We start from the raw sequence: 10,122 nt of genomic DNA on the forward strand, positions 1-10,122 counted from the left end.
GCCGCAGGTGCTAATGCACCGCGGGTTGAGCGTGCAACTGGCCGATCAGGGTGACCAGCGACTTGGCCAAACGTCCCTTGGACGCGGCGAGCGCGTCGAGGCCGCCGTCGGCTACCGCGCTGTTCATCGTCTGATACGCCAGCAAGCCGCGGCGGGTCGGGAACACCAGGACCCGGCGCCGGTCGACCTCGTCGACCTTGCGGTGCACGAGGTTGTCCGAAATCATGCCGTCGATCAGTCGGGTGAGGCTGGCACCGGTGAGCAGGGTCGCCTCGGCCAGATGCGACATCGGGTGGCCGGCACCGTCGGCCACCGTCGCCAGGACGTGCCAGCGCGCGACCGAGGCTTCGCCGAGACACGTCGCGATGGCCCGGTCGAGTTCCTGTGACGCCCGGCGCACGAGTCGCGCCAACTCCTCCAGCGCGGCGGGGGCGATGCTATCGTCCACCGGAGCACTATATCCAACGCCGCGCAGTAAATATTCAAGTGGAAATATACGGTGGTGATTCCGTTGCCGCTCTCGGGTTTTCGTCGCGCCACGGTGGACATCGCGCTCGTGGTGCCGCTCAGCGGACCGGCGGGGATGTTCGGCCCCTCGTGTGAGGCCTGCGCCGCCCTCGCCGTCGCCGATATCAATGCCATGGGCGGCATTCTCGATCGCCCGGTGCGGCTGCATCCGGTGGACGCGGGCGCGCCGCTGCCGGTGCTCGCCGCGACGATCGATCGCATGGTCGGCGCCGGACTGGTCGACGGCGTCGTCGGATGGCATCTGTCCAACGCGCGCAAGGTGATCACGCCGCAGACCGCGGGCCGGGTGCCCTATGTCTACACGACGTTCTACGAGGGCGGCGAGGACTCCGACGGCGTCTACATGGTGGGCGAAACGCCGGAACAGCAGCTGTTTCCGGCACTGCACTGGCTGCGCGCCGAGCATGGCATCCGCCGCTGGTGCGTGGTCGGCAACGACTACGTGTGGCCGCGCGAAACCGCCAGGGCCGCCCGGGAATTCGCCGCGACCACCGATATCGGCATCGTCGGCGAGACCTTCGTGCCGTTGAGCGGGCGCGACTTTCGCCAGGCCCTGGCCCTGGTCCGCGACTCGCCCGCGCAGGGCGTGCTGCTGTTCATGGTCGGCGCGGACTGCGCGGCGTTCAATCGCGCCTTCGCCAAGGCCGGGCTCGACGACGGCCGGGTGCGCCTGAGCATGATGATCGGCGAAGACGTGCTGTACGCGGGCGGCGCCGGAAGCACCCGTGGATTATTCACCGCCAGCGGCTATTTCGAGAGTGTGGTGTCCTCGGCCGGGATGGATTTCGGGGCCCGCTACCTGCAGGAGTTCGGACCCGCCGCGCCCGCGCTGAACAACATCGGCGAATCCTGCTACGAGGGACTGCTGCTGTTCGCCTCGCTGGCCGAATCCGCGCGCAGTCTCGATCTGCGTGCCATCGAACGCCACGCACCCCGGGTGAGCTACGGCGGGCCGCGCGGCGAGGTGCGGGTGCGCGGCGCGCACACGACGCAGCCGGTCTATCTGGCCGACGCCGACGCGCTCGAATTCAGCGTGCGGGCCGAGCTGAGCTCGTCGAACTCGTAACACGAACTTCACCACCCGGTTTCGCTGCGGCGACCTCGCAGCCTTTGTATCGTCGTCATACGAAACATATTCATATGAAAATAAAGAGGTACCCATGCCCCTGTATCGGTTCCACTGCCGGGCGTGCGGCGGCTTCGACCGCGCCTTCGCCATGGCCGACGTCCCCGCCGCCGCGTCCTGCCCGGCCTGCGCCGCGGACAGCAAGCGACAGTTCGGCGGCGGTGCGCTGATCCGCCCCGGCGCGGCGGCGACGCGGCTGCTCGACGCCACCCGGCGCACCGCCGCCGAACCAGCCGTCGTCGCTGCGCCACCCCCGCGCCGGTCGGCACCCGTGAGCCGAAACCCCTTGCACCGCAAGCTCCCCCGCCCCTGACCCCGAAGGACGAGACCGTGCCCGAACTGCTGTTTCCGCTCGACTCCACCAAACGGTTCACCGATCAGAAGCTCGTCGGCCACAACCGCTGGCACCCCGACATCCCCGCCGCGGTGACGGTCAAACCGGGCGACGAGTTCCGGGTACACGTGCGCGAATGGTTCGACGGGGCCATCCACAACGACGATTCCGCCGAAGACGTCCTGAACGCGCCGCTGCGTACGGTGCACTGCCTGTCCGGGCCGTTCGCGATCGAAGGCGCCCAGCCCGGCGATCTGCTGATCGTGGACATCTTGGACATCGGCCCTATCCCCCAAGAGGATTCGGGCCCGCTGGCCGGGCAGGGCTGGGGCTACACCGGCATCTTCCCCACCGACAACGGCGGCGGCTTTCTCACCGAGCATTTCCCCGACGCCTACAAGGCGATCTGGGATTTCAGCGGGCAGACCACCACGTCACGGCACATCCCCGGGGTGAAGTTCACCGGTATGACCCATCCCGGCCTGATGGGCACCGCCCCGTCGGCGGCACTGCTGGCGAAATGGAATGCCCGCGAGGGCGCGTTGATCGCCACCGACCCGCGGCGGGTACCGCCGCTCGCGCTGCCGCCGGAACCACGCGACGCCATCCTGGGCACCCTCACCGGCGCCGAGTTCGATCGCGCCGCCGCCGAAGCCGCGCGCACCGCGCCACCGCGCGAGAACGGCGGCAACCAAGACATCAAGAACTTCACCCGGGGCAGCAGGGTGTTCTATCCGGTGTTCGTGGACGGCGCCCACCTCTCGGTCGGCGACCTGCACTTCTCCCAGGGCGACGGCGAGATCACCTTCTGTGGCGCCATCGAGATGGGCGGTTTCATCGATCTGCGCGTCGATCTCATCAAGAACGGCATGGAGCTCTACGGTGTGGCGGAGAACGCCATCTTCGTGCCGGGCAATTCGGGGCCCATCTACTCGGAGTACCTCGCCTTCTCCGGCACCTCGGTCACCCTCGGCGGGGAGCAGCGTTACCTGGACGCGCAGCTGTCCTTCGAACGGGCCTGTCTGCACGCCATCGACTACCTCACGAAGTTCGGCTACACGCCGGAACAGGCCTACCTGCTGCTCGGCGCGGCGCCCATCGAGGGTCGCTTCTCCGGCGTCGTCGACATCCCCAATTCGTGCGCCACGGTGTACCTCCCGACCGCGATCTTCGACTTCCCGGTACTGCCTTCGACCTCGGGCCCGACCCGAATCGATCCGGGCGCCGGAGCGCCGCACGCCACCCGCTGAGCTGGCCGGATACGCTGAGCCGGTTGCGTTTCAGATTCTCGCGCAACCGGCTTTTGCGTACCGACCGGATCGCCCGTTGCCGAAGCATTGCGGAAACCCGCGCGCCGACGCGGCAGATAGTGGTCATCCGTCAAGTTATCGATTACGGTCCTGCATCGATAACGCGGTGGTTCAATAAAACTGCGTGTGCTCTGAAGTAGCTAATGCTAGCGAAAGGAGTTCCATGGATCTGACCATCGCCGAACGGATCCACCTGCGCGTCGACAGCTTTCATTCGGACAGAATCGCCGGTCGCTGGGGTGGGCGGCACATTCTGCACAGCCGCACCCCCAGATATGGCGATATCGTGCTGCGCAGCAACGACTATCTGGCACTCACCGGCGACCCCCGCATCGCGCACGCGGTGCGGACCGCGCTGCGCTCCGCGCCCACCTGCGGCGCCACCCCGAGCGTTTTCCTGCACGGCGCGCACCCGCAGGTGGTGCTCGAACGAGCACTCGCCGAACATCTCCGGGCGCCTGCGGGCGTGCTCTGCCAATCCGGCTGGGACGCGAGTGTCGGCCTGCTGCAAGCGATCTCGGACACCGAGACACCGGTCTACATCGATCAGTTCGCGAATATGTCGCTCTGGCACGGCGCGCGGGTCACCGGATCGCCGACCTATTCGTTCCGGCACAACTTCCCCGGGCACCTGCGCGAGCTGATTCGCGCGCACGGGCCGGGGATCATCGCGGTGGACGCCATCTACGGCAGCAACGGCAGCCGCTGCCCGCTGACCCAGTTCTGCGAGATCGCCGACGAGACCGACAGCGTGCTGATCGTCGACGAATCACACGCGGCAGGCACCGACGGGCCCGCGGGCGCGGGCATGGTCGCCGCGCTCGGCCTCACCGACCGGGTGCCCTACCGAATCATCAGCCTGTCCAAGGCTTTCGCCGGGCGGGCCGGTTTCGTCACCGCGAACAACCCCGACTTCGTCGACTACTTCAAGATGGAGTCGCACCCTTCGATGTTCTCCTCGACCCTGCTACCGCACGAAATCGCCGGTCTGGCAGCGACACTCGAGGTGATCCGGCTGGACAACTGGCGACGGCAACGACTGCGCGAACTCGCCACCACGATCCGGCGGGCGCTGACCGCACTCGAATTCGACCTGGAAGGTTCGGCGAGCCATATCGTCGCCCTGCAGGCCGGACCCGATCTGCGCGGTGCCGCGATCCGCGACTTCCTGGAGTCCCGGGGCATTTTCGCCGCGCTGCTGTGCCCACCGGCCACCTCCCGCGATCGCACGCTGGTACGGCTCTGCCTGCACGCGGGGCTCACCGACGCGCAGGTCGATCGAATCATGGCGGCCTGCACCGATGTTCGCACCCACTTCGGCGCGACGCCGCCCATGGACTCCCGGCCGATCCCGACCGCGGTGGTGGGATCGACCGGTCGTCCATGACGTCCGCGGGGCGGAGCCGCTAACCGACGGTCAGGACGGTGCCCGCGCCGACCGTGCGACCGCCCTCGCGGATCGCGAAGCCGAGGCCCGGCTCGAGCGGAACCGGACGACCCAGGCGGACGGTCAGTTCGACCGTCTCCCCCGGCATCGCCAGCCGCACGTCGCCGGGCAGCGACACGTCACCGACCACGTCGCCGGTGCGGATGTAGAACTGCGGGCGGTAGCCGGTGCCGATCGGCGTGCGCCGGCCGCCCTCCGCCGCACCGAGCAGGTAGACGCGGGCGGTGAAGCCGGTGTGCCCGGTCACGCTGCCCGGCTCGGCGACGACGTGACCGCGTCGGACCTGGTCACGCTGGACCCCGCGCAGCAGCAGGGCGACGTTGTCGCCCGCCTCCGCGTAATCCATGGTGCGACCGAAGGTTTCGACTCCGGTGACGACCGAGGTGAGTTCGTCGCCGAACCCGGCCACCGCCACCCGGTCACCCAGGCGTACCCGGCCGCGCTCCACCGCACCGGTGACGACCGTGCCTCGACCCGTGATGGTGAGGACGTTCTCCACCGGCAGCAGGAAGGGTGCGTCGGTGTAGCGGAACGGTATCGGCACATACGTGTCGATCGCGTCCAGCAGGTCGACCAGCGCCGCGGTCCACTGCGCGTCGCCGTTCAGCGCGCGCAGCCCCGACACCCGCACGACCGGTACCTCGGCGCCCGGATACCCCTGGGCCGTGAGCAGCTCACGGACCTCCAGCTCGATCAGGTCGAGCAGTTCGGGGTCCCCCGCGTCGGCCTTGTTCAGGGCGACGACCACGTGCTCGACGCCGACCTGCCGGGCCAGCAGCACGTGCTCGGCGGTCTGCGGCATCACGCCGTCCAGCGCGGAGACCACCAGGATCGCCCCGTCCAGCTGGGACGCACCCGTGATCATGTTCTTCACGAAGTCGGCGTGTCCCGGCATGTCGATGTGCGCGTAATGCCTTGTGGCCGTCTCGTATTCGACGTGCGCGATATTGATGGTGATGCCGCGCTGTGCCTCCTCGGGCGCCCGGTCGATCCGGTCGAACGGCACGAAGCTGCCGCCGCCACGCTCGGCGAGCACCTTGGTGATCGCCGCGGTGAGGGTGGTCTTGCCGTGGTCGACATGGCCCATGGTGCCGATGTTGAGATGCGGCTTGGTGCGGACATAAGCCTTCTTGGACATGTTCTTTCCTGGTTTCCCTGGCGGGCACGAGCGAATGTGCCCGACGGTGTCGAGCGGGACCTCTGCGGCGGGGCGACCTTCCCCGTCCGAGGTCCCGGGACATCCCGGGGAAGGTCAGCTTCGCGCGCCGTCGAGCTGCGCGGCAACCAGTGCCGACGCCGCCAGGACAGCAGCCATCGCGCCCGCGACTGCGGACGATGCGGCGATGGCGTAGCTGAACATGCCGAAAACGATAAATGCCGGAGCTGCTCGACCGCGACCGATTTTCCGGCCGATACGTGCCAGTACACGCATCGTCAGGTCGCTGAGCTGGAGCCTATCCGGGCTGCGGGATCACCCAGGGGAAAGCTTCGGCTTTGGAACGCGCGCCTTCGGCGGTACGCGATCGATTCGGCTCGCCGAGTTCGCTCAACAATCCTTCGGTCAATTCCACCAGGCTCGCAAGCGTCGGCGGAGTGAACCATTCGGGGCGGGTGGCGAAGAGAATATCCTCGGTGGAGGTATTGCCGCTCGCGCCCGGAGCGAACGGGCAGCCACCCAGGCCGCCGAGCGAACCGTCGACCATTGTCGCGCCCGCGCGCACCGCGGCCAACGTATTCGCGACACCCATTCCCCAGGTGTCGTGGCCGTGGAAGACAATGCGACGCTGCGGGGTTCGCGTGCGCACCGCGGAAATCAGCGCGGCCACCTCGGCCGGGCCCGCTTGACCGAGGGTATCGGCGATCACGATATCCGCGGCGCCTGCCGTGCGCGGATCGGCGGCGATGGCGAGCACCCGCTCGGAATCGACCGGGCCGTCGAATGGGCAGGTGAAGCTGGTCGCCAGGCAGAGCTGGATCGAGCCGCCGACCGACTCGGCGAGGCGCACCGCGTCCGGCATGGCCGCGACACTGTCCTCGGTGGTGCGGCCGATATTGGCTTTGTTGTGCGCGTCCGACACCGAGAAGCAGTACTGGAAGTTGCGCACTCCCGCCGCGGCCGCCTTTTCCACGTGCCGCGGCGTCGCCACCCACACCCAACAGCGTTGCAGCTCTTCGGGAGTCAGCGCGGCCACCAACTCCATGGTGTTCGCCATCGGCGGCACCAGATCGGGGCGCGCCATGGAGCCGATCTCCAGTTCCGGCACGCCGAGCGCGAACAGTCGCCGGACCACCTCCACCTTGCGCTGCACCGGCAGCACCTTGCCGGTGAGCTGTAAGCCGTCGCGCAACGTCACGTCCCGCAGCACCGCGGCGGTCATCGCTCGTCTCGTTCCTGCCGCGGCGCGCACATCACGCCGCCCCAGGGCTTTTCGTGCCCGCCCGCCGGATTCGGATGCACCGTCGGCCGAGTGAAACCCGGCGACCGCAGATCACCGGGACCGCGCCCCGGCGGACGCCTGCGACCTTTCCTCATGAGGCCTCCAGAGCGTCGATCTCGGCGTCGCTCATGCCGAGCAGCCCGGACAGCACCTCGCGGGTGTGCTCGCCGAGGTCGGGGCCGACGTTGCGGATGGGCAGCGATTGCTCGCCGATCACCGGGACGATGCCGGTGAACCCGACCGTCTTCGGTTCCGGCGCACCGACATCCACCGAAAAGGACTGAATCATGTTGCGAGCCTTGTACTGTTCGTCGGCGACGATATCCGCCGCGGTATAGATGGGGCCGCACGGAATGCCCGCGGCCTCCAGTGATTTCAGCGCGTCGGCGCGGGTGTGCCGGCTGGTCCAGGCGGTGATCGCGGCGTCGAGCCGTTCATGCTGCCGCCAGCGGCCCGCGTTGTCCTGTAACTCCGGGTCGGCCGCCAGGTCCGGTCTGTCGATCACCTGCATATAGCGCTGGAAGATGGCGTCGCCGTTGCCGCCGATGATGATGCTGACGCCGTCGCTGCACGGGTAGGCGTTGCTCGGCGCGATGCCCTCCACCAGACCGCCGACGCGCTCGCGCTGGATACCGTACGCCAGATAGTCGGGGACCAGCGATTCCATCATGGACAGGATCGTTTCGTTCAACGCGACATCGATGATGCGCTCCCGCAACGGGATCGGCGTCTCCGCCGTGGACGCCCGCTCCCGCTGGAACAGCGCCATCACCGTGCCGAACGCGGCGTACACTCCCGCGATCGAGTCGCCGATGGACACGCCCGTGCGCACCGGCGGCCGATCCGGTTCCCCCATCAGCTCACGTAATCCGCCGACCGCCTCGGCGACCGCGGCGAAACCGGGACGGGACGCGTGCGGGCCGGTCTGCCCGTAGCCGGAGATCCTGGTGATCACCAGATTCGGGTTGATCCGATCGAGGACCTCCGGGCCGAGCCCCCACTTCTCCAGCATGCCGGGACGGAAATTCTCCAGCAGCACATCGGAGCAGCGCAGCAGCTCCAGCACCACGTTCCGCCCGGCCTCGCTGCGCAGATCCAGCGTGATCGACTTCTTGTTCCGGTTCACCGTGCGGTACAGCATCGACGTGTCGCCGCCGTAGAGCCGCCAGTTCCGCAGCTCGTCCCCGGCCTTGGGCCGCTCCACCTTGATCACCTCGGCGCCGAAATCGCCGAGGATCCGCCCGGCGGTCGGCGCGGCAATGTAATTGCCCAGCTCCAGGACGCGAACCCCATCCAACGGCCGAATACTCATCGCACCAGTATGAAGGTCCCCTACGACACCGCTCAGCCCGCCGGGGGCCCGTCGCCATCGGCTAGGGGTAAGCGTTCCGGTGCTGCCTCACCACGAAGCGCGAACGGTGGCCGACGGGAGTACTCGACGACAAGCCGATCCGAGCACGAGTCCGCGGGCCGATCCGGCGGCCGGCGAAGTCGCGGCCGACGGCCCTGCCACCACCCCGGACCACTGCGGTCCGGTTCCACAGCCACCCGGGTCCGCGACAGTCGGGGTGTGCAACACCCGGACCCGCAACCGTCAGGGTCCGCAACGCCCGGACCCGCAACAGTCAGCGTTCGCAACGGCCGGGCCCGCAACCGTCAGGGTCCGCAATAGTCAGGGGCCGCAATAGTCAGGGGCCGCAACGGTCGGGGTGTGCAACCGTCAGGGTCCGCGACGGTCGGGGTGTGCGGGGAGTTGCCTGTGGTGGGCGACGCGCACGGCGGGGCGGGCGGGACCGATCAGGAGGCGAGGCGGGTGGGTTGGTCGAGGACGGAGTAGTGCTCGGCGTTGCCGGCGATGATCTTGCTAGGGGTGCCGTCCACGGCTACCGGGATGTCGCCGGCCAGGGTGATGCGGGTGAGTTTGCGGGGCTGGTCGTCGTAGTCGTCGATGGCGTAGTGCTGGGTGGCGCGGTTGTCCCAGATAGCGACGTCGCCGGGGGCCCAGTTCCAGCGGGCGGTGTTCTCCAGGCGCGTGACACGATCCTGGAAGAGGCGGAAAAGGGCCTGCGATTCGCCGGTGGACAGGCCGACGAAATGCTTGACGAAATGACCGAGCAGCAACGCGCGCTCACCGGTCTCCGGATGCACCCGGACCACCGGGTGTTCGGTCTCGTAATAGCTGGATTCGAACTCGGCGCGATACGCCTGGGTGTTCGGGCGCAGGGGTTCCACGTTGCGGGCCGCATAGTCGTAGACGTTCGTGTGCACCGCGCGCAGGCTCTCCGCGAGCCGCTGCAACGGTTCCGGCAGCGACTCGTAGGCCGCGACCGTGGACGCCCACGTCGTCGACCCGCCGTAGGTCGGCAGGTGCACCGCCCGCAGGATCGACGCCTTCGGGATACGGTCGACGAACGTCACGTCGGTGTGCCAGCTGTTGGCGCGACCGTGCTCGGAGTCGATCGCCAAACTCTTGACGCCGTGCGAGGTGACCGTGGGGTGCGGCGTCGTCGGGCTGCCGAGCAGTTGCGCGAACGCGTACTGCCCGTCCTCGTCCAGGTGGTCCTGTCCACGGAAGAAAATCACCTTGTGCGCCGATAAGGCTCGCCGGATCGCCGCGACGGTCGTCGCATCGAGGTCACCCCCGAGCCGGACATTGTCGACCCGAGCTCCGATACGTGCGCCGAGTTTCGTCACCGCGACAGTGGAATGAGCAGGTGCAACCGTCATGGAAATCAGCACACCACCCACCCCTCGCGGTTTACACCCTTTCCGTCGCCCTGATCCCAACCCACCCAAATCGCCCACCCAACACCTCCGACTCGATACTCCCCCGCTCCCACACCCCTTCTGCGCCCCGCACCCCATACACCCCGCCACAGCGAGTGCGAAACCCCAAAACCCGTGCGGCAAACCAACACCTACCCCACGCGGCTGGAAGC

General features: G+C 68.2%; 9 protein-coding genes. 4 read left to right on the plus strand and 5 right to left on the minus strand.

The genetic code is table 11. The features are described 5' to 3' along the window. Positions 1–10: 10 nt before the first annotated feature. Positions 11–448 carry a MarR family winged helix-turn-helix transcriptional regulator gene (locus tag TY25_RS36220; protein WP_042264124.1) on the minus strand — a complete coding sequence of 146 codons (438 nt, stop codon included), beginning with the start codon at positions 446–448 and terminating at the stop codon, positions 11–13. Positions 449–499: 51 nt separating this feature from the next. On the opposite strand from TY25_RS36220, the gene TY25_RS36225 reads away from it, so the two are divergent. The 4 genes from TY25_RS36225 to cqsA all read left to right on the plus strand — a co-directional run bounded on the left by TY25_RS36225 (position 500) and on the right by cqsA (position 4,685). Further along, positions 500–1,594, plus strand: a complete 1,095-nt coding sequence (locus TY25_RS36225; protein WP_042264126.1) for a substrate-binding domain-containing protein — start codon at positions 500–502, stop codon at positions 1,592–1,594. Positions 1,595–1,688: 94 nt separating this feature from the next. Then, complete coding sequence (locus TY25_RS36230; protein WP_042264129.1) at positions 1,689–1,967, plus strand: FmdB family zinc ribbon protein; 279 nt, start codon at positions 1,689–1,691, stop codon at positions 1,965–1,967. A 17-nt stretch (positions 1,968–1,984) separates the two neighbouring features. Further along, entirely contained in the window at positions 1,985–3,238 is a 1,254-nt protein-coding gene (gene fmdA / locus TY25_RS36235) for a formamidase (RefSeq protein WP_042264131.1), read from the plus strand. A 223-nt stretch (positions 3,239–3,461) separates the two neighbouring features. Beyond that, positions 3,462–4,685 carry an alpha-hydroxyketone-type quorum-sensing autoinducer synthase gene (gene cqsA, locus TY25_RS36240; RefSeq protein ID WP_052383423.1) on the plus strand — a complete coding sequence of 408 codons (1,224 nt, stop codon included), beginning with the start codon at positions 3,462–3,464 and terminating at the stop codon, positions 4,683–4,685. A gap of 19 nt (positions 4,686–4,704) precedes the next feature. On the opposite strand, the gene tuf is transcribed toward cqsA, so the two are convergent. The 4 genes from tuf to TY25_RS36260 all read right to left on the minus strand — a co-directional run bounded on the left by tuf (position 4,705) and on the right by TY25_RS36260 (position 9,910). After that, positions 4,705–5,883 carry an elongation factor Tu gene (gene tuf, locus TY25_RS36245; RefSeq protein ID WP_042264133.1) on the minus strand — a complete coding sequence of 393 codons (1,179 nt, stop codon included), beginning with the start codon at positions 5,881–5,883 and terminating at the stop codon, positions 4,705–4,707. Between the two features lie 316 nt (positions 5,884–6,199). After that, positions 6,200–7,123: a hydroxymethylglutaryl-CoA lyase-like TIM-barrel protein gene (locus tag TY25_RS36250; RefSeq protein ID WP_042264135.1), complete on the minus strand. Its 924-nt coding sequence runs from the start codon at positions 7,121–7,123 to the stop codon at positions 6,200–6,202. A 151-nt stretch (positions 7,124–7,274) separates the two neighbouring features. Further along, a complete protein-coding gene (locus TY25_RS36255) occupies positions 7,275–8,495 on the minus strand; it encodes a CaiB/BaiF CoA transferase family protein (protein WP_042264137.1) in 1,221 nt (406 codons plus the stop codon). A gap of 485 nt (positions 8,496–8,980) precedes the next feature. After that, positions 8,981–9,910 (minus strand): TauD/TfdA dioxygenase family protein, encoded by a 930-nt coding sequence (locus tag TY25_RS36260; protein WP_042264163.1) that lies wholly within the window; start codon positions 9,908–9,910, stop codon positions 8,981–8,983. Positions 9,911–10,122: the final 212 nt, after the last annotated feature.

This window comes from Nocardia brasiliensis NBRC 14402 (genome assembly GCF_000308475.2).
Taxonomy (GTDB): Bacteria; Actinomycetota; Actinomycetes; order Mycobacteriales; family Mycobacteriaceae; genus Nocardia; species Nocardia brasiliensis.

Bases quoted from the DNA above. Each gene is read 5' to 3' on its own strand.
- TY25_RS36230 (WP_042264129.1), top strand. From the start codon at position 1,689: ATGCCCCTGTATCGGTTCCACTGCCGGGCGTGCGGCGGCTTCGACCGC.
- cqsA (WP_052383423.1), top strand. From the start codon at position 3,462: ATGGATCTGACCATCGCCGAACGGATCCACCTGCGCGTCGACAGCTTT.
- tuf (WP_042264133.1), bottom strand. From the start codon at position 5,883: ATGTCCAAGAAGGCTTATGTCCGCACCAAGCCGCATCTCAACATCGGC.
- TY25_RS36250 (WP_042264135.1), bottom strand. From the start codon at position 7,123: ATGACCGCCGCGGTGCTGCGGGACGTGACGTTGCGCGACGGCTTACAG.
- TY25_RS36255 (WP_042264137.1), bottom strand. From the start codon at position 8,495: ATGAGTATTCGGCCGTTGGATGGGGTTCGCGTCCTGGAGCTGGGCAAT.
- TY25_RS36260 (WP_042264163.1), bottom strand. From the start codon at position 9,910: ATGACGGTTGCACCTGCTCATTCCACTGTCGCGGTGACGAAACTCGGC.